This is a genomic window from Cytobacillus luteolus, from assembly GCF_017873715.1.
Classification (GTDB): Bacteria; Bacillota; Bacilli; order Bacillales; family Bacillaceae_L; genus Bacillus_BV; species Bacillus_BV luteola.
The window spans coordinates 911,310-932,862 of the sequence record NZ_JAGGKM010000001.1 but is presented as its reverse complement, the minus strand read 5'-3'; the positions used below and the strand labels follow the sequence as shown (position 1 = coordinate 932,862).

Here is a 21,553-nt window from a genome sequence, read left to right as displayed (position 1 = left end):
ACTTTACTCACCCATCTCACCAATAGTTTCTCATAATCTCTGATACCCAAGTAGGTTGCTCTACTGATTCCCTTGGTAAGAATTCCTTCATGACCGGTTTGATATCAACTACCGGGGTACCGTCAATGGCATCCAATCCGCTCACATAAAGAGAATTACCCTCACGTTTAATAATTTTTACAGTAGTTACTCCCAATCTGTTTGGTCTATTTTTCCCTCTTTGTGCAAAGATACCCATTTTAGGTAACGATTCATCATTTCTTGGATGTCTAGCACCATATTCAATTCTTTCAGCCTCTACTAAATGAAAGTAAAAAATAATTTCAACATGAGAAAAAAGTTCTATTCCTTGAAGACTTTCTTGAGGCATGTTATCTGCCAAAGTAATAATAGAGTTAATATCTCCCCAATGATCATCCTCCGGAATCTTCCTAGGACTTTTAATAAAGGCAATTGGTTTTAGTTCCATCAACATCTTTTATCCCCCTTAAAATTTAAAAAGCTGTCTTGATAATTCCTCAAAGTTATTACATTTCAACGCATCAGGATTTCTAGAAATATAGTACTCTATGTTGCTGAAACGATGGAGGAGTGTGTAAGTCATGAGCTTTTTTCGAAACGAATCAGTAAGCTCTTCTTCTCTAAAGCCATAGCTAAGTAAAAATGACGTTGTTAACTCCTTATTACCGTTAAACATAAAAAGGATCGGTCCTAGTAAATCATATTCAGGATCTCCTAAAAAGCAATCAGCAAAATCAATTACTCCTGTTAGCTTCCAATTATGATTCTCTTTATTAAAAAGCAAATTAAATGGAGTGTACTCTCCAGTTAACAACTTAGGTGTAGGATGGTAATTTATATAAGTCTCATCCACATACTCTTCTAAAGTCTCAAAAAACTTCTGAGGTAAATTGGACTTTTTTTGGTTATCAATCATAGTAAAATATTGAGTTTTTATAAATGACTGCCAATCTACATCTATCGTTTTAAAATTGTCACTTGGAATGGAATGAAACTCACGGATGACTTTTCCTAAATCAATACTACACTCTTTCTTTTCTTCAATCGTAAGTTTGTCCCACAAATCAATCAATAGTGTTCCTTTTAGTTCACTCATGATAAGATAGTCCCAGCCTTCATAGGAACCAACAGAGCGTAACCTTGGTATTTCAACAAAGATTATGCCATTTTCAATATTTTTCAATACTTCTAATTCACGTTCAAATTCATTCTTAAAATAACTAGGATACAATTTAATGACTAACTCACCGTTATAGCTATAAACAATATTTGAACCGTAAGAAAAACGAGTTAACCTTCCTTCAGATATGTTTTCCTGTTGGATAATAGCAATCATTTTACGATCCCAAAAGCTATTATCCTCATTTAATAATTTATACTCTTCGTACTTTAGATCTGACAAAAGCATAGTTTTTATCTCCTTATTTTCAGTAAAGATATCCCACACAAAAGAATTATTTTGTGTTGAACTTAAAACAATTATTTCAACACAAAAAGGTATAATCCTTCTGACTACCCTCTATTATATTTCTCTACAAGAGAACATCATTTTAAGTAATGTACTTAAAACCACTTTCTTTGTAAATAATAAGATTTGAGAAATAATATTTTGAGGAGGTCTAATATGAAATATCAACAAACTAAAGTAAATGTAGATTCAATTATGAAACCAGAATATGCGGGAACTGATGCACAAACAGTAAAGCAAGAAATTCAAAAAGATGTTAATGAAGGCCAAGGTGCAATGACTTCGCGCAAGGCAGGAGCAATGAGAGATTAAAATCAACAATATGTATATTCTTCATTAACTAGTGTTATAACTCACGTGAAAATCAGGAACAAGCCGACCATAGTTCAATTTTGAAGGACAACCTACATGTTCCACTTCTAAACTGAACTATTTATTATTTCATGGTTCGTGCATACTACAACATCGTAAGTCTAGTGTAAATACCCATTCTGTATTTTAAATTATTACCTAAGCTTGGCCATAAAGCTTCGAATCAGTGTAGCAAACGCTTCGGGTACTTCCAATGGCAGGTGGTGACACGCCCCTTCCATCTCTTGCAATTGCCCATTGGTGATACGAGTGAGTTCTTCGGCACCCTCAGCCGGCATTACTACACTTTCATTTGCTCGAACAATCCAGGTTGGACAGCTTATCTGACTAGATAATTTGATGGATTCAACCTTTTCAATGGCTAAGGCACGTCTATCAAACCGCTCTCTCCAGTGTCCATCCTCCAATTGACGGTAACACTCCTTAGCAATTTCCTCTATCCGGTCCATCGGGGCTGTATGCTTTGGTGGAAGTAATTTATACTGAACCACAGCGTCTTGCAAGGTCTCATAGGTGCGTCCACTCTTTTGAGCAGCTTTATGTAGACCTGCTAATTCCTCATCCGGCGAGTCGATTTTCATATCGGCGATCATTAAAGCTGAAGGGGGACAAACTCCCCGACTAGCTACTTTTAGACCAACGTAGCCACCCATTGAGTGCCCCACTATGGCATAAGGTCCTTCAAACGTTCTAGCAAGTTTTTCTATATCCATTGCGTAATCCTCGAAACGATAACTATCCGCCCAAGGGCTCAAACCGTGACCACGTAAATCCGGGGCAACTAAATAGAACTCCTTTTCCAAGTAAGGTGCTACCCATTTCCACCAGCCATTATGACAAGCAAGGGCGTGCAGTAGCAGTATGGTTGGTTTTTTGGGGTCTCCCCACGATCGATAATGCATCTCCATTATTTAACCTCCAATTGTTGCAATCTACCTGTCCGAATGAGACTTGCATTCGGACTTGTTTCCACTTTCTACTACTCAATTCAATACTAGTCTATTTTATGAATCGTATTTTTGAAAGATTCCATGCTCAAAAAGCGTCCATATAAATAAAACTAGCTAGCTTCTAGTATGAGAAAAGGCATTACCCATTGATGTGGTAATGCCCCTTTAAGCTATAAAACTTCATTTCTTATAACTCTACTTAAAGGAAATCGTATAAAATGAGGCATCCAACAATCGGCAGCTTCTTTTCCAACTGCATGCCCATTTATACAATATATATTGAACTCAGAGGAATCTGGGCCACAGCAGCCAGTAGCCCCTTCTTTCTTCACATCAAAACTAAGGGTTTCAATAGGTACAATAATTTCATTCTCTGAAATTTCATTGGCTCCACCCCATGGTAAAAGATCAGCCTGAATCAACTCGTGCCCATAGACATAGCTCCGCTGCGGGAGAAGATGTGCTTTTTCCTTCAATGAGATTTCATTTAAATTTCCGATATGACCCAAGATACTGGTAACAACCCCTCCACATTCCTTACATAAAATAGAGGCCCGATTCATATCCAGTATGCGCCATGATTGATCGAAATGAATTGTACTTTTACTGTATATATGTATAAACTCATATATTACCCTTTCAGCACATTCCATTATTTCCTTTATGTAAGTCTCAACATTGCGCATTTCATAGTTTCCCATTTGGGTTTTCTTCGGTATAGGAATAATTTGTATTGTCTTTTCGTCAAGGAACTCAAATACGTTCCCTTTCCGATTAGCCTTCAAGAACTGCTCCAAATACTCCAATTCAGCAATTTCAATCGCTTTTAAAGATTTTCTAAAAGCAATAGCATCAGCTGGACTTTGTTTATATGTACAAGCATTCGCTATCTCAATTGCACTATGTAATGATTCCATCATCCCACAGAATTCACTAATGAAGATATGGATATTTTCTTCTTTTAATTCGAGCATGACTTTAAGTGACTGCTGGTAGTGGTATTTGGCGCACTTAAATTTAAATTCAACAGCTTCTATAACATTATTCATTTAACTTGTCTCGTTTCCTCTCTTTCCTGTCCGAATACGGCTAGGATCCAGACTATCTACTCCTCCAAGCTTCCCTTGTCAATTTCATATTAATAGAATCTATCCATTCACCTTCATACTCCAAATCATTTTCATCTATACTTTCCACAACAAACCCCATCTTTTCATACACATACTTTGCTCTTGGATTAAAGTCAAAGACACTCAAAGTAATTTGATTTATCTGTGTGTTAGTAAAAACGTAGTCTAGTATAAGCTTCGTAGCTTCCGTTCCCAATCCCCGATTTCTACCTCTAGGTCCAATCAGAATCCTAAAATTCATACTATTATATATTTCATCATAGAGATTGATAACAACTTCTCCCACCAAGATACCTTGAGATTGGTCAACAATGGCAAGGTCTAATCGATCGGTTTGTTCATTTCTAGTTCTATACCAATTTAAAAACGTTTCTCTATCAAGATCAGCTGAACTTCCTGTAAGTTTTATTACTTCAGGATCCTTTAGACATTCTTCTAAATAAGGAATATCATCTTCTGTAAATGGTCTAAGTATGACCTTTTCTCCTAAAATAGTTGGCTTATCAGCTAAATTTATCATTTTATCCACTCCATATTTTTCTCTACTTCACATCCCTAATACTTCCACGCAAATAGCCATACTTCCTTCTTGAAGTATGGCTACCTATTATAAATGTTTGGGTGGTACTAAATCTCGATATCTACTCCGATACTATCGACCCGGCCAACTTCACGGATAAATGCTGCAACAGCCTGATGATCTTCATTAGCAGTATATGCATCTAGTGCAGCCTGATTCTCGAAGCGAACCATCAGGACCACTTGGAATTCCTTACTTTTTTCAGCTACATTCAGACCTGCTTGAATTTCAACTATTCCAGTTAAAACATTTTCTAAAGCCTTGAAACGGCTAACAACTTCTACAAGTTGCTCCTGAGTTGTGGTTTCCGCAAACTTTACTAATACAGTACGTTGGATCATATAAAAACCCTCTATTCTATTAATTTTATGACTTCTTTATTTTACTTGTCAGAGATTTATTTTTCAATTAACCAAGCTTAAGCTGACTTACCATTTTCCGTATATTATTCTTCGTCACTTCTGTACTCTAAAAGATCTCCAGGTTGGCAGTCTAGTGCTTTGCAAATTGCCTCTAGAGTCGAAAGCCGAACTGCTTTTGCTTTACCATTTTTCAATATAGAAAGATTAGCCATTGTAATTCCAACTCTTTCAGATAGTTCTGTTACACTCATTTTTCTTTTAGCTAGCATCACATCAATATTTATTATAATCGCCATTTCCTTCACCTCAGACCGTTAAATCATTTTCTGATTTTATATTAATTGCTTCTTGCAGTAGTCGTTGGAGAACTGCCGCAAAGACTGCAATAACCAAAGATGCTCCAGGGATAACCATTCCGATTAGAACCAGCCCAGGTGCATCGTCCCACTCTGCGATGATAAAAACCAACGGAAGAGCTAGGACATATAGACCACTAATTGTTAGGGCACAGTACTTGATTTTCTTAAGAGCACTTACCGATAACTCCGAGAACGCCTGATTTTTATCAATATAACTTAAAAGCTTAAACGCTTGAAACAATGCAAAGTAAAAAGGTACTGTTGATACATACATAACAATTAAAATGCCAAATACGACATAAGCCAGTTGTGCACCATTTTTTGCTTCTTCAAATGCTAGAGCAGCTAAATTAGGTAATAAAAAGATACATGCAGCAAGAACTGGAGTTCCAATTAGAAAAACAGCTATTTTTAAAAAGATTGTTGAACGTTTCATTAAAAAAGCACCTCACTAAAATATTGTAATTTGAATTTAACACATTATTTATCGTTTAACAATAAAATTTTATCAAATAAACAAATTCTTTTATCGCCACACACATATATTTTTTCAACACATAAAAAAAGCAAGGAGATATATCCCCTTGCGCATTCGAATTTAATATAAATCTTACTTTTGTTTTAATAAAAGATAAATAAAATATGGAGCACCAATGAGTGCTGTCATAATCCCTGCAGCAATGCCCTCAGGTTCTAAAATATTTCGACCAATCGTATCGGCGAGCAACAGTAACCAGCCTCCAAGTAAAATGGCAATTGGCAAAAACAGTTGATTTCGTGGTCCAACGAGTGCTTTTGCAATGTGAGGAGCCATTAAGCCAATAAAGGCAATGCCTCCTGTTACCGAGACAGCCGAAGCTGCAAGTGCTACTGCTATTACTAACAGAATGAGTCTTTCTCTTTCAAGTTGTACTCCAACCCCTACTGCAACTGGCTCACTTAAAGATAATAAATTTAAGCGATGTGCTTTAAATAAAGTTAAGGGAATTAATACGAGCAGCCAAGGTGCAAGCGCAAGAATAAATGGCCAGTCTGTCCCCCATATATTCCCTGCCAACCATCTAGCAATAAAGTCTACTTTTTCCCGTTCAGAAGAAGAGATAAGAACAACCATTACTCCTGATAAGGCCATTGAAAAACCGACCCCAATCAGAATTAAGCGTATCGGTTGTAATCCCACTTTTCTACTATACGCAAATAAATAAATGAAAAAGGCAGTTATGAATGCTCCGACAAACGCAATAATTGGGAGCAAATAGATAAATGTTGCTGCATCAATTGGAAAGTACAAGAAGAATAATGAAACGCCAACACCAGCACCTGCGTTAATTCCAATAATCCCTGGATCAGCCAGGTCATTTCTCGTAATTCCTTGTAAAATCGCACCTGACACAGCAAGTGCCATCCCTGCAAGAATCGTAATTAGCATACGAGGTAAGCGAATCTCAAAGATAACAAACCTTTCTTTAAACGATCCCTCACCAAACAATGTAGGAAGAATACGATCGAACGATACGGATGAATAACCTAAACCCATACTAACAACAGCAGTTCCTATAATTAATACAAGCATAACGAGTAGAGTTAATCGTTGTTTTCTGATCAGATTTGGATGTATCATTAGAATGCTTTCCCTCCTTTACGAACAATGAAGAGAAAGAATGGAAGTCCCATCATCGCAACAATTGCTGGAACAGGTGTTTCAAACGGTGCATTTAAATTACGCCCAAGTGTATCTGCTAGCACTAAGAAGGTTGCTCCACAAACAGCTGACATTGGCAATATGTAACGATAGTCTGTACCAACGATTGTTCGAACAATATGAGGAATCATTAATCCGATAAACGCTAAGTTTCCAACTAATGCTACCGACGCCCCCGCTAACATAATTACAATAATAAATAAAACATATTTTACAACTCTAATATTTTGTCCGAGTCCAATCGCAAGTTCTTCATCTAAACTAAGAATCGTAAGCTGCCTTGAGAGAAAAATAGAAATAAGAATGCCGATTACAATAAAAGGAACAATTATTTGGAGTTGCCCCCACGTAGTACCAATAATACCTCCAGCACTCCACATGGAAACTTCCTTTGTGATTTTAAAATAAAGCCCAATTCCTTCTGCAATCGCATATAAAAAGGCTGAAACCGCAGCACCAGCTAAGACAATTCGAAACGGAGAAAAACCACCTTTTTTAGCTGCACCGATACTTACAACCATAATGGTTCCAATCGCAGCACCGATAAAACAGGCAATCGTAATCGCGAAGTAATTGGCTGTAGGCATAAGAGCTATAACTAAAGCTAAAGCTGCGTTGGCCCCAGCAGTTAGTCCAAGTAGACTCGGATCTGCAAGTGGATTACGAGTAACTCCCTGCATGATGGCTCCGGCAACCGACAGCCCCGCTCCAACAAATACGGCAGCAATCTCTCTTGGCAAGCGTATTTCGCGAAGCATAATGATTGTATCTGTTTTTGCAGTTGACGTAAGTGCCAACCATACCTCATGTATACTTGTATCAGCTGCACCAAACATCATTGAGATAAAAAAGGTGCAAACAAGCACTATACAGCCAGCTATAAACTTAATCGTAAATGGGATGGAATGGTTATGATTATTCATAGGTCCTCATCTTTTCTGTTACAGGATTGGATATTACTTTTAAAAAAATACCATAAAAACGGAAGAAGAGGAATTCTTCAAAGTAAGAATTCCCCCTTAAACCTATTAATTACCTAAAAATGAATCAATAAAGAATTGTAATTGAAACTCAAGTGTAATTGGATCATTGAAGTAAAATTCATTAGAGTTAACACTGTACATTTGGTTGTTTTTCACAGCAGGAATGTTCTTAAATGTTTCAGACTCCATGAAAGATGTTTCCGTTTCTGCACCTTTACTTACAATTAGATAATCTCCAGCAAACTCAGGTAGAACTTCTAGAGATAATGAGTAGAATCCTGGCTCTAATGCCATTTCTTTTACTTTTTCAGGCATATTTAACTTCATTTCTTGATAAAGAATTTCTGTTCCACGTGCCCAGTTGTCTCCAAATACATAAAGCTCTTTGTCAAAGTTCTCGATAACTGATACTGTTGCATCTTCACCAATTTTCGCTTTGATTTGCTCTCCAGCTTCAGCAGAACGCTTCTTGAAATCATCAATCCAGTTCTGAGCTTCTTCTTCTTTATTTAGAAGCTTAGCAATTTCTAAGTGTTGTGTTAAGTAATCTAATTTTCCATAAGTGTATGTCACTACTGGAGCAATTTCTTTTAACTTATCCACGTTTTTCATTGTTGAAAGACCGATAATTAAGTCTGGCTCTAATTCAATAATTTTTTCTAAGCTTTCGTCTGTTACCTCTTCAATGCCCTCTAGTTCATAACGAGGATTCATCTTTGACCAAGCATCAACACCAACAAGTGGAACATCTAAAGCCAATACATTTCCTGTGTATGTTGCAAGAACAATTACACGTTGTGGGTTTGTAGGTACTTCCACTGGTCCAGCTTCTGAATCATAAGTTCTTGTCTCTGATACTGTTTCTTCATTTGTTACTTCTTCATTTGCATTCTTTTCATCTGTTTCTTCTTTCGCATTACCACAAGCAGCTAAACTAAGAGCTAGCAAGAGTAGTAGAATAGGTAGGAATAGTTTTTTCATGTTTGTCTTCTCCTTTAAGTAAGTTGTACGTCATACACATTGGTTTATGCGTTCTAGGATCGATTCCTATTAGAGCATCAATTTGGAATACTTCCTTAAGTACCTCATGAGTAATAACCTCTTCGGCATTACCTGTCTTAACAATTTGGCCGTACTTAAGTGCGATAATATGATCAGCGAACCGGGCAGCATGGTTTAAATCATGTAGCACCATAACTATCGTTCTCTGCTGGTCATGGTTTAACTTTTGTAATAATTCCAAGATTTCAAGCTGATGAGCCATATCTAAGTAAGTAGTTGGTTCATCCAAAAAGATCATCTCAGTTTCTTGCGCTAAGGCCATTGCGATCCAAACTCGTTGACGTTGTCCACCCGAAAGTGCGTCAACAGGATGATATTTGAAGAATTCTGTTCCAGTAACCTCAAGTGCCCAATCAATGACTTCAAGGTCCTTCTTTGTTAATCGGCCAAACCCTTTTTGATACGGAAAACGTCCATAAGACACTAATTCTCCTACGGTCAATCCACTTGCACTTTCAGGATTCTGTGGAAGAATAGCCATCTTCTTTGCCAACAGTTTCGTATTTTCTTTTGCTATGCTTTCTCCATCAAGAATGATCGTTCCTGACTGATGTGAGATAATACGAGTCATCGCTTTTAAGAGGGTCGATTTCCCACAGCCATTTGATCCAATAATAGTCGTAATCTTTTTATCAGGAATTTCGATACTAAGATTTTTAACAATTAAACGATCGTCATAGCTTACATTTAAGTCCTTCGTATAAAGGCGTACCATGACTTTTAGCCTCCAGTTTTAAAAAAATCCGCAAATAGTATTGATAATCGTTATCAAAATAGTGTACTATCATACTATAAAACGACTGATAATGATTGTCAACGTCAATCGAAAAACTTTTTGTAGGATAATATTTACAATTCACAGATTGAATATAAATTACTGACATTTCAACTTAACCAACTTCTAAGGAGTGACTTAACAATGAGCATGAAGGATGCAGAATGCTTTGATGTAACAATTATTGGCGGTGGTCCTGCTGGTCTCTATTCAGCGTTTTATAGTGGACTTCGAGAGATGAAAACTAAAATTATAGAGTTTCAACCACAATTAGGTGGGAAGATTCATATCTATCCTGAAAAAATGATCTGGGATGTTGGAGGTTTAACTCCTACCCCAGGAGCAAAGCTGATTGAACAACTTGTAAAGCAAGGCTTAACCTTTAATCCAACAGTTGTCTTAAATGAGCGAGTTACGTCCATATCTAAAAATGAACAGGGTCTTTTTGAATTACATGCTGCTTCTGGTACGATTCACTACTCCAAAACTGTAATCGTTGCGGTTGGCAGTGGCATCCTTAAGCCCCAAAAGCTACATATTGAAGGGGCGGAGCGTTATGAGGTATCTAACCTACATTACACAGTTAAGTCACTAAAATATTTCAAAGATAAGACGGTTATTATCTCAGGTGGTGGAAACACTGCCATCGACTGGGCAAATGAATTAGAACCTGTGGCAAAAAAAGTATATTTGACACATCGTAGGGAGATCTTATCAGGTCACGAAGCCCAGATTACACAGCTTTTAAATAGTTCTGTAGAATGTTTATTTACTACATCCATTACAAAATTAATAGCTTCAGATAATCAAGAAACAATCAACAAGGTGGAGCTAACAAATAGTCAAACTGGTGAAGTTAGTCACTTATCAATAGATGAAATTGTTATCAATCATGGTTTTGAACAAGATACCTCTCTACTAGAACAGAGTGAATGTGATATACAGTTGCTTGATAATTACTTTATTGCTGCAACTTCTTCTAGCCAATCTTCTGTAGAAGGGCTTTATGCTGCAGGAGATATTGTAAAATATGACGGGAAGGTCAACCTTATAGCTGGAGCATTTCAAGATGCAGCTAATGCAGTAAATAAAGCAAAGCAATACATTCAGCCGGACGCTACGGCGGTAGGAATGGTTTCATCACATAACGAAGTGTTTAAACATAGAAACCGAGAATTAGTTCAACAACTAATTAAATAGAAAATAAAACAGTAGGTATCATCTTTTTATGATGATGCCTACTGTTTTTATTGTTTTAATGAAGGAGATCTAATTCTGGACTATCTCCGGTACTTTTTTCACATTCTTGAACAAATGGACAACTATTACATTCTTTAATTGAACTTTTTCTTTCATAGTCAGTTGGGTCAAGAAGTACTTTTTTCATATATTTAAGGTACATTATTCCTTGTACCAAGTCATTTACTGTAGGAGAATAGGTAAACGTCTCCCCTTTTAATAAGGTAACTACCTCAATTTTTTCCGGCAATTTACCAAATGCTTTATAGGAGAAGACCACTATTAAGTGGTTATATAGATGAATCATTTCTTCGTCCGCTTCTAGTAGGAACTTTTTAATTGTAAAGGATTTTTCGGACCACTCTGTTACATCAAGAGTTAATGAAAGCTGTGTTTCTAATTCTTCGATGTATGTACTGAGCTTTTCGTATAAAAAAATAGGGGGCACTTGTGTGTCTTTGGCTGTTAACAACTGAAGCAGGTGGTCCGTTGTCTGTGCTAGCACTTGATAGTAATGGTATTTTGAATCAAAAATAGATGAGTTGATCATACTCCACTGGCTCTCGATCAGTCTTAAAGCACTCAATTTATGTTGCTCTTCAACTGTTAGCTGATAAAACTTATGTACAACCTGATTAATAATGAATTGAACAGCTTGTCTCCATTTAATTTTACGTGTGTTTACGGATAAAACATGCTGATAATAAAATCGATAAGGACACTTAATAAAAGACTCTAAGTGATAATCTGTCATTGTCTGGATGGAAATTTGGAATTGTTTATTGATCGTCATTTATGTGTTCCCCACCTTTTTTGCATTATGTATTGTCTCCATCATGAGGTCCGCAAGTTGGACACTCGTTGCACTCAAAAGCATATTCGATATCCATTATTTCACTGTCTTCGATATGACCACACCATTCACAAATTAGCATGATGGAAACCTCCTATTGCTTTTAAGGATTGTGTATTTGCACTAGATGAAAAATTAGTGATAATGGTTATCACCATATCAACATTTTAAGTGATAACGATTATCAATGTCAATGTGATATTTACTGAAATCACAAAAAAAATTACTGCAAAACAAGTTGGAAAACGTTAGCAGAATGTTCACATTCCTATTTAGGTGGCTAGTTTTTTAAAATATAATTGGCTTAATAAATGAAGAAAGGAAGTGGACAATGGTTGAGTAGTATCAAGGAGCAACGAGTCTGAATCCTGTGCTGATTCTTACAGGTTGAGTAGTATGAAGGAGTAACGAGTCCGAATTCCCATAAAAAAATGAATCCCTATCTAAATGGGATTCATTTTACTAACGAAATAAGACTGTTCCTAGCCTTATAGTTTAACTATAACCTAAACCGCTCAATCGTCTTTTGCAATTGCTCGGCAAGACTTGTTAGTGAAGTAGATGCTGCATTTACTTCTTCCATGGAAGCAAGCTGTTCTTCGGAAGCTGCTGCTACTTCCAGTGTGCTTTTTGAAGCAATTTTTGCAACTTCAGCCATTTCACTCACATTAGCAGCCACTTCTTCAGAACCAGCACTGATTTCTTGAGACACGCTTGTAATCCCATGAATTTGTTCATTTACTTTTGTCATGGATAGCAGAATTTCTTTAAACTTTTCTGATGTATCTTTTGCCAGTGTCAACCCTGCGTTTACCTTTTCCTTCACCTCGGTAATAGACTTAACAGTGTTTCCGGAGTCGTCTTGTACATGCTTTACAATAGAGGTTATCTCCATCGCTGATTTTCTTGTTTGGTCAGCTAACTTTCGCACCTCTTCAGCAACCACAGCAAATCCTTTTCCAGCTTCACCCGCTCTAGCCGCTTCTATCGCTGCATTTAATGCGAGTAAATTCGTTTGTTCGGCAATCTCTGTTATAAGATGGATAATTTCATTAATTTCGTTTGAGCGTTCATTTAACTTTCTTACATAAAGGTCCGTTTCAGATACCGTGCCATGAATAGAATTCATTTGGTTTAAGGTATTCTCTACAAGTAGTGTGCCTAGGTCCGCTTCCTTGTTTGTATTTTCCGTTATATCTGCCAACACGAGTGCACTGTCAACTATTCGAGAAATACCAGCAGTCATTTCTTCCGCGGATACTGCTGATTTGTGTCCAATTGCAGTTTGCTGCTCCGCTCCGATAGATACTTGTTGGATAGAGGTACTTATTTGTTCAGCACCCTTCATTGTTTCATCCGCACTTGCCATAAGTTGTTCTGCAGAAGCAGCAACCTGGCTTGAACTATTACCTACCTCAGTTATAAGCTCTCGAAGGTTTCCTACCATTTTTGTAAAGGCTTCATTTAAAACATATACCTCATCTTTTGTTTTAACATTGACCTTCTCGATTATTAAATCACCGTTAGCAATTTTTTCTGCTTGTTTTGTAATCACTCTAATTGGTTTAACCATTCGGTTTGTAAAGAAGAATGAGAATGCTGAACTCAATAGTACTAATAGAACCACTGCAATTGTAGCAAATGACACAATTGTGTTTATCTTATTTTCTAACTTAATTTGTAATTCCAAGTATTCATTATTTATCTGAAACTTAAGTTCATATACATCATTTACGATACCCTTTGTTCGAAGTGATTCTCTCTTTGCTTCAGAGGCATCCTTATTAGCAACGGCCTTCTCGACTTTACCCGTTAAATCATTAAATTTATCATTAACTCGTTCAAACTTCTCTAACTGACTGTTAACTGTAATTTCTTTTTCCAGTTTAGAAATAATGTGACCTGTTTCTTCAAGGTTTTGAAGAACATCTCTAGAATTACTATCTGTTAAATTAATAGAAAACGAGCTTAAAGATTTTTCTACCAATTTAATGGAACCGTTCAATTGTTCAACATCAATTAAAAGACCTACAATTTCATCTGAAGATGACTTTACACTCCGTAGCTCAATGATCATATACCCAATAATCAACGTAGAAATAAAAAGTGGGATGATTGATAATAAGATAATTTTTTGTTGTAATTTCATGTCATTGTCTCCTCTCTTCAGTTATGGCTGAATCTTTATTTTTCCGTTTTTAATATCGTCACTCAACTGATTTAATAATTGCTCTTCGCTCTCAGTTAAGGTTAACACTCTGATAGGAGCAAGTCCTACTCCATCTTCCTTAATGCCAAGAGAAATATCCTTTTGTTCAAGCTTTTTGTTTTCAACCAGTTCTTTTGCCACATTATACACAGCTACATCAATGTTTTTTAGCATTGAGCTGACAACCGATCTTTCTGCTAAAAAGTATTGGTCACTGTCAACACCAAATGAATAGACACCACTTTTTTGAGTCTCTTGTAGGACCCCAACGCCAGTAAATCCTGCTGCCGGATAGATGAAGTCTGCTTGATTGGTAATCATGTTTCTCGCAATCTCAGCACCAAGTTTATCGTCACCAAAACTTCCTGCGAATTCAGAGATTACGGTAGCCTCAGCATTTACTGTCTTAACTCCTTCAATAAAACCTTTTTCAAACTTTCGTATAAGTGGAACATCCATTCCTCCCACAAACCCGACAACATTTGATTGAGTCTTCAAACCTGCGAGGACTCCTATTAGGAAGGATCCCTCTTCCTCTTTAAAAGTAATTGAATGTACATTTGGAAGTTCTGATACACTGTCAATAATTAAAAACGTTTGCTCAGGGTATTTCTTTGCAACGACATCTACTGCCTCTTGCATAGCAAAGCCTAAGCCAATCACAATTTCGTTCCCTTGTTCAACCAGTTCTTCTAACCCTGCCTCATAGGTTTGAGACTCGCTAATCTCTCTATAGTCAAAAGAAATATCCAGTTCGTCTCGAGCTCTTTCTAATCCTTCAAAGCCAGCGTCTGAAAAGGATTGATCTCCAAGACCAACATCTGATAACATAATCCCAATTTTAAGACGTTCATCAACTTGTTGATTTGTAGTTTCTGAGTTTGAGCAGCCTATAATAGAAGTAATAGCTATGAAAATAATTAATAAAATAGAAAACTTTCTCAACATGGTTTCACCTCAGTTTAGTTCTAGTTGTTTAATTTCATTGACATTTATCTCTTATATTAAGTAAGAGATAAATGTCACTTTATCTGATTGAGTTAATTTGCCACTTTGTTTTGTAATTCATTTATGTATGGGGATACACTTTCAGAAGTTACTATTTTAAAATACATTAATTCCTACACGATTAGTCGTGAAAATCAAAATAACACCTTAACTCCCAATTTACATCGACCATATATACCAACTATTAATAGCTATAATTGAAGTAATCGCTTTCAACTTATAAATAAAAATATTCATAATTATCCACCATAAAACTATCTTTATATAATAAGAATTCTTAACCTTCTATAAATTCATAATCTACTAGACAGTAAAAAAGGTGCAACCCCTTGATGAGGAATGCACCGTCTTCTACTATTAGAATCTATCATTATCTTATATATGAATGTTAACCAGCCAAAACCTCAGCCGAAATAGGCAGTGTAATGGTAAAAGTTGTTCCAACTCCTACATTGCTATCAACTTCAATCGTGCCACCGTAATTTTCAATAATTTGATAGCAAACCATCAATCCAATTCCTGTTCCTTTTTCTTTTGTTGTATAAAACGGTTCACCAATTTTCTTAATCAATTCTTCAGGAATACCACTGCCCTGATCGATCACTTGAACTTTAACCGTTTCTCTCAGATTTGTTACTCGAATGTTGATAATCCCGCCACTTTCCATTGCATCAATTGCGTTTTTTAATAAATTAATAAACACTTGCTTAATCTTTGTATCATCACAATTTACAAAGACATCATTATCATTACATTCTAAAATCAACTCAACATTTTTCATATTTGCTTCTGATATAAGCAAGAGTTTAACTTCGTCAATTATTTGGATGAGGTTATACGTTTTTCGATTTTCTGAATGCGGCTTAGCTAGAGATAATAGTTCACTCGATATTTGTTCAATTCGAGAAAGTTCATCTCCAATGATTGAATAATACATACTCTTCTCTTCACCTGAATTCTTCAACATCTGGAAAAAACCTTTAATTGAAGTAAGCGGATTTCGTAATTCATGTGCAATACTTGCAGCAAGTTCTCCAGCAATATTCATTTTTTCAGAACGAATAAGTAGATTTTCATTTTGCTTCTCTTTGGTTATATCTACAAAAGCATGTAAAATAGCCGCAGTATTTTCAAATGAAATATCAATGGACTTAACAATATAGTATTTCTCTTCGCCATTACTATGGATAAATTTATGCTTCTGCGTATTAGTTGTTGAGGAATCCACAAAAGCAGAATCATAACTTTTAAAGAAGGGCTTAAAAGAGGTCTCGTTCACTTGATTATTAAAATTAAACTGTACTTCCGTAAGTTTGTTGGAAAATAGAATCTTATTTTTATTCCTTATAATAATAGGAATTGGAAGTTCATTGATAATCGTTCTGAGTTTACTTTCACTTTCTTTAATTAGTTCACTTTTTAATTTAATTAAATGATTTTCTAGTATGAGGTGATTTGTTTTAGTTTGAAGATAGTTGTTTCTTTCTTCTAGTCTATGAAGTCGATCGGCATCTTCCATAGTAATCGTTTTATGATAATTCTTCCTATAGAAGGGCGACTTAGTATACTCATCATCTGTAATTAGATGTGTGTGACTTTTCAGCAGTTCATTTTGAACGTAGGCAGGAGTGGTTAACCCATTATAGCAACAAACCGAGATTACTCTCTTTTCACTAACGAATTGATCACAATTACATTCATGTGAAACTAAGCGTTCAATTGGGTCTTTTGAAGGGACAGGCACCCGACCCCATGTACGTATATGATAGCCACTATTTATATAAGGTTGTACGAGATTTGTTAGTTTTCCCCCCGCTCCATTATAGTTGAATAACTCTCCTTTAAAATAAAATTCATGGTCATTGATATAAATAATAGAATTTAATTGTCTGTCATGTAGATTCTTTGCTGAAAGGTATTTCTTAATATTAGTAATCATCTCATCTGTTTCAATGACAAAAACTACTTCTTCCCTCTTTATCCCTTCATGAATAAAGCTAACAGCATTTCGTACATATTGATTCGTTTCGTTATACATATATAAAATATGCCCTCCACTTTGAAACATTGAGGAATTGTTTGTCAATTTAGTAATCGGATCTATATTAGTCATATTTGTTTCACCTTCCACTATTTTCTAATTTTGTTCCCTATATACCCTATCAATCTATTGATAAAACATTTACTGTAAAAAAGTTTACTGTTTTTCAGCAAATTCAAATCATTTACCAAAAATCAACAATTATTTACCATCAATTTACAAGTCGTTATTATTATCTATACAATCCTTTGCTATATTTACCTAGGTTGGACATTCAAATCAATTTAGGGGGATTAATTTATGTTAAGAAAATGGTTAATCGTTTTTATGATGCTTACAGTAGCAACAATTATGGCTGCATGTGGGGAATCAGAAGAAACATCAACATCTACTACAGATAATCAAACAGCTTCAGAGACTGCTAAAAAAGAAGAACCTTCTGACAAAAACACAAAAATTGATGAGCTTAAAGTGAGCTTTGTACCTTCAAAAGATCCAGAGCAAATCATTACTACAACTGAACCTCTTAAAGGGTTACTTAAAGAAGAGTTAGCAAAGATGGGTTACGATGTTAGTGAGGTAACTATTGATGTTGGAACTACATATGAAGCTGTTGGAGAAGCACTAGCAGCTGGTACAACTGATGTAGGTTTAATTCCTGGTGGAACGTATGTTTTATACGATGATGGTGCTGAAGTTATTTTAACAGCAACTCGTGCAGCATTATCAAATGACTCAGACCAACCAAAAGAGTGGAACGACAATAAACCAACTGAAGGTTTAAAGGATAAGCAAGCTACTTATTACCGCAGTATTTTAATTGCAGGTCCGACTGAAAAAGGTCAACAACTAGCTGCAAAAGTGAACAATGGTGAAGAATTAACATGGGAAGATTTAGATAGCGCTAACTGGGCAGTAATGTCTTCTTCTTCATCAGCAGGTTATATTTACCCAACTTTATGGATGCAAGATAAATACGGCAAGAGTCTAACTGATCTATCTAAAGTGGTACAATCCGATTCTTATGGTAGCTCATTTGCTCGACTTGCTGCTGGTCAAGCGGATGTGATCGTAGCTTATGCTGATGCTAGAAGAGATAATGAAGGAAAATGGACAACTGATTTAGGACGTACAACTAGTATTTGGGACGAAACAAACGTCATTGGCGTAACTGCTCCAATTTATAACGATACAGTTAGTGTAAGCAAACACTCTAAAATCATGGATGAAAAGCTAAAAGCTGCTATCCAAGATGCATTTATCAACATTGCTCAAACAGAAGAAGGTAAAAATGTTATTGCAATCTATAGCCATGAAGGTTATCAAAAAGCCACTTCTGCTGACTATGATGGCGAAAGAAAAGCACAAGAACTTCTTAAAAGCCTAAAATAATAACTTCATATTTTTCTAGCAAAATGAGAACATCTCAACAAAAAAGTGATGTTCTCATTTTACCGTTTATACTAGTCTACTAAGATTGGAGTCTTCCATATGATTGAGTTTATTGGTGTCGAAAAAACATATACGAATGGCACGAAAGCATTAGAAAATATTGATTTGACGATTAAACAAGGTGAGTTTGTTGCGGTTATTGGATTATCTGGGGCCGGGAAATCAACGTTGATACGTTGTATTAACCGGATGCATGAAATTACTGGAGGAAAGTTGATTGTCGATAACGTCGATGTAACCACCTTAAAAGGAAAGCAGATCCGTCAGTTGCGCAGACGAATCGGGATGATATTTCAGTCATTTAATCTGGTAACAAGAACCTCTGTTATTAAAAATGTGTTAGTTTCATTTGTTCCAGATAACCCTTTCTGGCGCAGATTAACAGGAGTTTTTACGAAAGAACAAAAGATAAAAGCACTAGAAGCGTTAGATAAAGTAGGAATTTTAGATAAAGCATATGTCCGTGTTGACCAGCTTTCAGGTGGACAACAGCAACGTGTTGCCTTAGCACGTACACTTGCTCAAAATCCAGACATTATCCTAGCGGATGAACCAATTGCATCCTTAGATCCTGTTACCTCACGAATTGTAATGAATGATTTTAAAAAAATTAATAAGGAATTGAATATCTCCGTTATTATGAACATTCATCACGTTGAGGTTGCTCTGGAATATGCGGACCGAATCATCGGCATACGAAAGGGACAAATTGTGTTTGATGGTCCATCTAAAAAAGTAACTCAAGAGGTTCTTTCAGAGATTTATGGAGGAAAGATAGAAGAAGTTGAACACGCCATAGAGGAGAAGGTTGCCGCATATGTATGATAAAATCTTCCCTCCAAAACAAATGACCTTACCAAACGGAAAATTGGTGCTTGAGAAAAGATCACGCACCCCGCTTATTACACTTGTTATTATTCTAGCACTTTACGCATCCGTTAAGTTTACTGGATTTAGTATTCAAGTAGTCTTTGCACGAATTCACCATTTTTTCTCGATTATTGGTGATATGGTCCCACCGAATTGGAGCTACCTACCTGCTATATGGGGACCTCTTATGGATACGATAAAAATGTCATTATTAGGATCGATTCTTGGGGCAATTGTCGCATTACCCATTGCAGTTTTGTCTTCAAATAATGTGACTAAAAATAAAGGAATTGTTGCGTTTTTTAAAGTTTTTCTTAGTCTACTTCGGACACTCCCTTCACTTGTTACGGCGTTAATTGCAACATTTGTGTTCGGATTAGGTCCCATGGCTGGTACGGTTGCTATTTTTCTTTTTACAATCTCTTATGTTGGAAAACTAGTATATGAACAAATTGAAAATGTGGATATGGGAGCGTTCGAAGCCATGGAATCTGCTGGAATGACAAGAATTCAAGCGTTTCGATATGCGATATTTCCTCAAGTGCTTCCAAGTTATCTATCTACCTCTTTGTTCTGTTTTGAAGGAAATGTCCGTTATGCTGCCATCCTTGGATATGTAGGTGCTGGTGGAATTGGGCTTCTTATCAATGAAGGACTTGGCTGGCGTGACTATCAAAATGTGGGAATGATTGTTGTAACACTAGTTATAACAGTCTATCTGATTGAGACCGTTAGTGAACACTTCCGTAAAAAGTTAATATAAAGGAGTCGTACACGTTATGACAACATTAGAAAGGCAGCTTCTTGCTGCACCACGCAACTTTCAATACGTTTCGACTGTTTTGATCATTTTATGTATACTCTTTGCATGGTCGTTAACAACGATCAGTATTCAAACGATGGACGAAAATAGTCTTAAGGTTGCGTCTAATATTATTTATGGGTTAACCCACCCTGACTTAAACCTATTACTCAATGTGTCAAAACAAAGTGTTTTGTATTTATTAGTTGAGACTCTTTGCATTGCGTTCCTAGGTACAATTGTCGGATCCATTTTAGCAGTCCCACTCGCTTTTTTAGCCGCATCAAACATTGTCCCAAAGCCAGTTGCTTGGACCATAAGATTGCTACTTATATTCATCCGAACCATTCCAGCTCTCGTGTATGGTCTTATGTTTATTCGTGTAACTGGGCCGGGACCGTTTGCAGGAGTGTTAACAATTGGATTAACTTCAATTGGAATGCTTTCAAAATTATATGTGGATGCCATCGAGGAGCTTGATGTAAAAGTTCTTGAATCGATGACATCCATAGGTTGCTCAACCTTTGATAAAATCCGTTATGGAATCATTCCACAATTATTGTCCATCTTTATGTCGGTTATGATTTATCGATTTGATATGAATATGAGAGATGCCTCTGTACTCGGATTAGTAGGCGCAGGAGGTATCGGAGCTCCTCTTATTTTTGCAATGAGAGGATATAAGTGGGACCAAGTTGGATCAATATTGATTGGTCTCGTCATTCTTATTTTAATCATAGAGTTGTTTTCTACTAAACTACGTTCGAAATTAGTTAAAGGGTAAGTAGGGACGTAAAATACCTTGGTTCAACTTGATCAGCTAGTTCGAGCTACCTCTTGATTCAGACTCGTTTGGCTTGGGTCTTGCTCAACCTGTCCTAATTACCTATTGATTCGGACTCGTTTGGCGTACGTCTTGCTCAACCTGTCCGAATCATCTCTGGATTTGGACTCGTTTGGCGTACGTCCTGCTCAACCTGTCCGAATCATCTCTGGATTCGGACTCGTTTGGCGTACGTCTTGCTCAACCTGTCCGAATTGTCTCTTGATTCGGACTCGTTTGGCGTACGTCCTGCTCAACCTGTCCGAATCATCTCTGGTTTGGACTCGTTTGGCGTACGTCCTGCTCAACCTGTCCGAATCATCTCTGGATTCGGACTCGTTTGGCGTACGTCTTGCTCAACCTGTCCGAATTACCTATTGATTCGAACTCGTTTGGCATAAGTCTTGCTCAACCTGTCCGAATCATCTCTGGATTCGGACTCGTTTGGCATAAGTCTTGCTCAACCTGTCCGAATCATCCCTGGTTTCGAAC

At 36.5% G+C, this 21,553-nt stretch carries 22 protein-coding genes; 6 read left to right on the top strand and 16 right to left on the bottom strand.

Translation table 11 applies throughout. The features are described from left to right. Nucleotides 1-16 precede the first annotated feature (16 nt). The gene (gene tsaA, locus J2Z26_RS04825) at nt 17-472 is read right to left on the bottom strand and encodes a tRNA (N6-threonylcarbamoyladenosine(37)-N6)-methyltransferase TrmO (protein ID WP_193533985.1); all 456 of its coding nucleotides are present in this window, start codon (nt 470-472) and stop codon (nt 17-19) included. Nucleotides 473-487: 15 nt separating this feature from the next. Then, nucleotides 488-1,429, bottom strand: a complete 942-nt coding sequence (locus J2Z26_RS04820) for an aminoglycoside phosphotransferase family protein (protein WP_193533978.1) — start codon at nt 1,427-1,429, stop codon at nt 488-490. 216 nt (nt 1,430-1,645) lie between these two features. Here J2Z26_RS04820 and J2Z26_RS04815 point away from each other — a divergent pair, with 216 nt between their 5' ends. Next, nucleotides 1,646-1,801 (top strand): hypothetical protein, encoded by a 156-nt coding sequence (locus J2Z26_RS04815; RefSeq protein WP_193533977.1) that lies wholly within the window; start codon nt 1,646-1,648, stop codon nt 1,799-1,801. Nucleotides 1,802-1,995: 194 nt separating this feature from the next. Here the strand turns inward: J2Z26_RS04815 and J2Z26_RS04810 are convergent, their stop codons facing one another. The 10 genes from J2Z26_RS04810 to J2Z26_RS04765 form a co-directional block, all read right to left on the bottom strand. Further along, the gene (locus tag J2Z26_RS04810) at nt 1,996-2,763 is read right to left on the bottom strand and encodes an alpha/beta fold hydrolase (protein ID WP_209794304.1); all 768 of its coding nucleotides are present in this window, start codon (nt 2,761-2,763) and stop codon (nt 1,996-1,998) included. Between the two features lie 218 nt (nt 2,764-2,981). After that, nucleotides 2,982-3,860 (bottom strand): hypothetical protein, encoded by an 879-nt coding sequence (locus J2Z26_RS04805; RefSeq protein WP_193533975.1) that lies wholly within the window; start codon nt 3,858-3,860, stop codon nt 2,982-2,984. A 52-nt stretch (nt 3,861-3,912) separates the two neighbouring features. After that, entirely contained in the window at nt 3,913-4,461 is a 549-nt protein-coding gene (locus J2Z26_RS04800) for a GNAT family N-acetyltransferase (protein ID WP_193533974.1), read from the bottom strand. Between the two features lie 107 nt (nt 4,462-4,568). Continuing rightward, nucleotides 4,569-4,862 carry a Dabb family protein gene (locus tag J2Z26_RS04795; RefSeq protein ID WP_193533973.1) on the bottom strand — a complete coding sequence of 98 codons (294 nt, stop codon included), beginning with the start codon at nt 4,860-4,862 and terminating at the stop codon, nt 4,569-4,571. Between the two features lie 104 nt (nt 4,863-4,966). Further along, nucleotides 4,967-5,179, bottom strand: coding sequence for a helix-turn-helix domain-containing protein (locus tag J2Z26_RS04790; RefSeq protein WP_193533972.1), 213 nt, complete (start codon nt 5,177-5,179; stop codon nt 4,967-4,969). 10 nt (nt 5,180-5,189) lie between these two features. Then, complete coding sequence (locus J2Z26_RS04785; protein ID WP_193533971.1) at nt 5,190-5,678, bottom strand: DUF2975 domain-containing protein; 489 nt, start codon at nt 5,676-5,678, stop codon at nt 5,190-5,192. A gap of 174 nt (nt 5,679-5,852) precedes the next feature. Further along, nucleotides 5,853-6,863, bottom strand: coding sequence for a FecCD family ABC transporter permease (locus tag J2Z26_RS04780; RefSeq protein WP_193533970.1), 1,011 nt, complete (start codon nt 6,861-6,863; stop codon nt 5,853-5,855). After that, nucleotides 6,863-7,867, bottom strand: a complete 1,005-nt coding sequence (locus tag J2Z26_RS04775; RefSeq protein ID WP_193533969.1) for a FecCD family ABC transporter permease — start codon at nt 7,865-7,867, stop codon at nt 6,863-6,865. The genes J2Z26_RS04780 and J2Z26_RS04775 overlap by 1 nt, the downstream gene beginning before the upstream one ends. 105 nt (nt 7,868-7,972) lie before the next feature. Further along, on the bottom strand, nt 7,973-8,908 hold the full coding sequence (locus tag J2Z26_RS04770; RefSeq protein WP_193533968.1) for an iron-hydroxamate ABC transporter substrate-binding protein: 936 nt from the start codon (nt 8,906-8,908) through the stop codon (nt 7,973-7,975). After that, nucleotides 8,862-9,704: an ABC transporter ATP-binding protein gene (locus J2Z26_RS04765; protein WP_193533967.1), complete on the bottom strand. Its 843-nt coding sequence runs from the start codon at nt 9,702-9,704 to the stop codon at nt 8,862-8,864. The genes J2Z26_RS04770 and J2Z26_RS04765 overlap by 47 nt, the downstream gene beginning before the upstream one ends. A gap of 210 nt (nt 9,705-9,914) precedes the next feature. On the opposite strand from J2Z26_RS04765, the gene J2Z26_RS04760 reads away from it, so the two are divergent. After that, the gene (locus J2Z26_RS04760; RefSeq protein ID WP_193533984.1) at nt 9,915-10,964 is read left to right on the top strand and encodes an NAD(P)/FAD-dependent oxidoreductase; all 1,050 of its coding nucleotides are present in this window, start codon (nt 9,915-9,917) and stop codon (nt 10,962-10,964) included. Between the two features lie 55 nt (nt 10,965-11,019). Here J2Z26_RS04760 and J2Z26_RS04755 read toward each other — a convergent pair whose 3' ends face one another. The 4 genes from J2Z26_RS04755 to J2Z26_RS04740 all read right to left on the bottom strand — a co-directional run bounded on the left by J2Z26_RS04755 (nt 11,020) and on the right by J2Z26_RS04740 (nt 17,186). After that, nucleotides 11,020-11,796 carry a PD-(D/E)XK nuclease family protein gene (locus tag J2Z26_RS04755; protein WP_193533966.1) on the bottom strand — a complete coding sequence of 259 codons (777 nt, stop codon included), beginning with the start codon at nt 11,794-11,796 and terminating at the stop codon, nt 11,020-11,022. Between the two features lie 559 nt (nt 11,797-12,355). Then, a complete protein-coding gene (locus J2Z26_RS04750) occupies nt 12,356-14,005 on the bottom strand; it encodes a methyl-accepting chemotaxis protein (RefSeq protein ID WP_193533965.1) in 1,650 nt (549 codons plus the stop codon). 21 nt (nt 14,006-14,026) lie between these two features. Then, the gene (locus tag J2Z26_RS04745) at nt 14,027-15,013 is read right to left on the bottom strand and encodes a BMP family lipoprotein (RefSeq protein ID WP_193533964.1); all 987 of its coding nucleotides are present in this window, start codon (nt 15,011-15,013) and stop codon (nt 14,027-14,029) included. Between the two features lie 448 nt (nt 15,014-15,461). Further along, nucleotides 15,462-17,186, bottom strand: a complete 1,725-nt coding sequence (locus J2Z26_RS04740) for an ATP-binding protein (RefSeq protein ID WP_193533963.1) — start codon at nt 17,184-17,186, stop codon at nt 15,462-15,464. Nucleotides 17,187-17,414: 228 nt separating this feature from the next. On the opposite strand from J2Z26_RS04740, the gene J2Z26_RS04735 reads away from it, so the two are divergent. The 4 genes from J2Z26_RS04735 to phnE (J2Z26_RS04720) all read left to right on the top strand — a co-directional run bounded on the left by J2Z26_RS04735 (nt 17,415) and on the right by phnE (J2Z26_RS04720) (nt 21,022). Continuing rightward, complete coding sequence (locus J2Z26_RS04735) at nt 17,415-18,506, top strand: phosphate/phosphite/phosphonate ABC transporter substrate-binding protein (protein ID WP_193533962.1); 1,092 nt, start codon at nt 17,415-17,417, stop codon at nt 18,504-18,506. A 99-nt stretch (nt 18,507-18,605) separates the two neighbouring features. After that, nucleotides 18,606-19,391, top strand: a complete 786-nt coding sequence (gene phnC, locus J2Z26_RS04730; protein WP_193533961.1) for a phosphonate ABC transporter ATP-binding protein — start codon at nt 18,606-18,608, stop codon at nt 19,389-19,391. After that, the gene (gene phnE, locus J2Z26_RS04725) at nt 19,384-20,199 is read left to right on the top strand and encodes a phosphonate ABC transporter, permease protein PhnE (RefSeq protein WP_193533960.1); all 816 of its coding nucleotides are present in this window, start codon (nt 19,384-19,386) and stop codon (nt 20,197-20,199) included. The genes phnC and phnE (J2Z26_RS04725) overlap by 8 nt, the downstream gene beginning before the upstream one ends. Nucleotides 20,200-20,215: 16 nt before the next feature. Beyond that, the gene (gene phnE, locus J2Z26_RS04720) at nt 20,216-21,022 is read left to right on the top strand and encodes a phosphonate ABC transporter, permease protein PhnE (protein ID WP_193533959.1); all 807 of its coding nucleotides are present in this window, start codon (nt 20,216-20,218) and stop codon (nt 21,020-21,022) included. The last annotated feature ends 531 nt before the right edge of the window (nt 21,023-21,553 follow it).

What these genes read in the sequence shown, in the direction of transcription:
- J2Z26_RS04780 (WP_193533970.1), bottom strand. Translation starts at nt 6,863, where the DNA reads ATGATACATCCAAATCTGATCAGAAAACAACGATTAACTCTACTCGTT.
- J2Z26_RS04815 (WP_193533977.1), top strand. Translation starts at nt 1,646, where the DNA reads ATGAAATATCAACAAACTAAAGTAAATGTAGATTCAATTATGAAACCA.
- J2Z26_RS04785 (WP_193533971.1), bottom strand. Translation starts at nt 5,678, where the DNA reads ATGAAACGTTCAACAATCTTTTTAAAAATAGCTGTTTTTCTAATTGGA.
- J2Z26_RS04745 (WP_193533964.1), bottom strand. Translation starts at nt 15,013, where the DNA reads ATGTTGAGAAAGTTTTCTATTTTATTAATTATTTTCATAGCTATTACT.
- J2Z26_RS04810 (WP_209794304.1), bottom strand. Translation starts at nt 2,763, where the DNA reads ATGCATTATCGATCGTGGGGAGACCCCAAAAAACCAACCATACTGCTA.
- J2Z26_RS04760 (WP_193533984.1), top strand. Translation starts at nt 9,915, where the DNA reads ATGAAGGATGCAGAATGCTTTGATGTAACAATTATTGGCGGTGGTCCT.
- J2Z26_RS04740 (WP_193533963.1), bottom strand. Translation starts at nt 17,186, where the DNA reads ATGACTAATATAGATCCGATTACTAAATTGACAAACAATTCCTCAATG.
- phnE (WP_193533960.1), top strand. Translation starts at nt 19,384, where the DNA reads ATGTATGATAAAATCTTCCCTCCAAAACAAATGACCTTACCAAACGGA.
- phnC (WP_193533961.1), top strand. Translation starts at nt 18,606, where the DNA reads ATGATTGAGTTTATTGGTGTCGAAAAAACATATACGAATGGCACGAAA.
- J2Z26_RS04820 (WP_193533978.1), bottom strand. Translation starts at nt 1,429, where the DNA reads ATGCTTTTGTCAGATCTAAAGTACGAAGAGTATAAATTATTAAATGAG.
- J2Z26_RS04805 (WP_193533975.1), bottom strand. Translation starts at nt 3,860, where the DNA reads ATGAATAATGTTATAGAAGCTGTTGAATTTAAATTTAAGTGCGCCAAA.
- J2Z26_RS04770 (WP_193533968.1), bottom strand. Translation starts at nt 8,908, where the DNA reads ATGAAAAAACTATTCCTACCTATTCTACTACTCTTGCTAGCTCTTAGT.
- J2Z26_RS04790 (WP_193533972.1), bottom strand. Translation starts at nt 5,179, where the DNA reads ATGGCGATTATAATAAATATTGATGTGATGCTAGCTAAAAGAAAAATG.
- J2Z26_RS04800 (WP_193533974.1), bottom strand. Translation starts at nt 4,461, where the DNA reads ATGATAAATTTAGCTGATAAGCCAACTATTTTAGGAGAAAAGGTCATA.
- J2Z26_RS04735 (WP_193533962.1), top strand. Translation starts at nt 17,415, where the DNA reads ATGTTAAGAAAATGGTTAATCGTTTTTATGATGCTTACAGTAGCAACA.
- J2Z26_RS04755 (WP_193533966.1), bottom strand. Translation starts at nt 11,796, where the DNA reads ATGACGATCAATAAACAATTCCAAATTTCCATCCAGACAATGACAGAT.
- phnE (WP_193533959.1), top strand. Translation starts at nt 20,216, where the DNA reads ATGACAACATTAGAAAGGCAGCTTCTTGCTGCACCACGCAACTTTCAA.
- J2Z26_RS04795 (WP_193533973.1), bottom strand. Translation starts at nt 4,862, where the DNA reads ATGATCCAACGTACTGTATTAGTAAAGTTTGCGGAAACCACAACTCAG.
- J2Z26_RS04775 (WP_193533969.1), bottom strand. Translation starts at nt 7,867, where the DNA reads ATGAATAATCATAACCATTCCATCCCATTTACGATTAAGTTTATAGCT.
- J2Z26_RS04750 (WP_193533965.1), bottom strand. Translation starts at nt 14,005, where the DNA reads ATGAAATTACAACAAAAAATTATCTTATTATCAATCATCCCACTTTTT.
- J2Z26_RS04765 (WP_193533967.1), bottom strand. Translation starts at nt 9,704, where the DNA reads ATGGTACGCCTTTATACGAAGGACTTAAATGTAAGCTATGACGATCGT.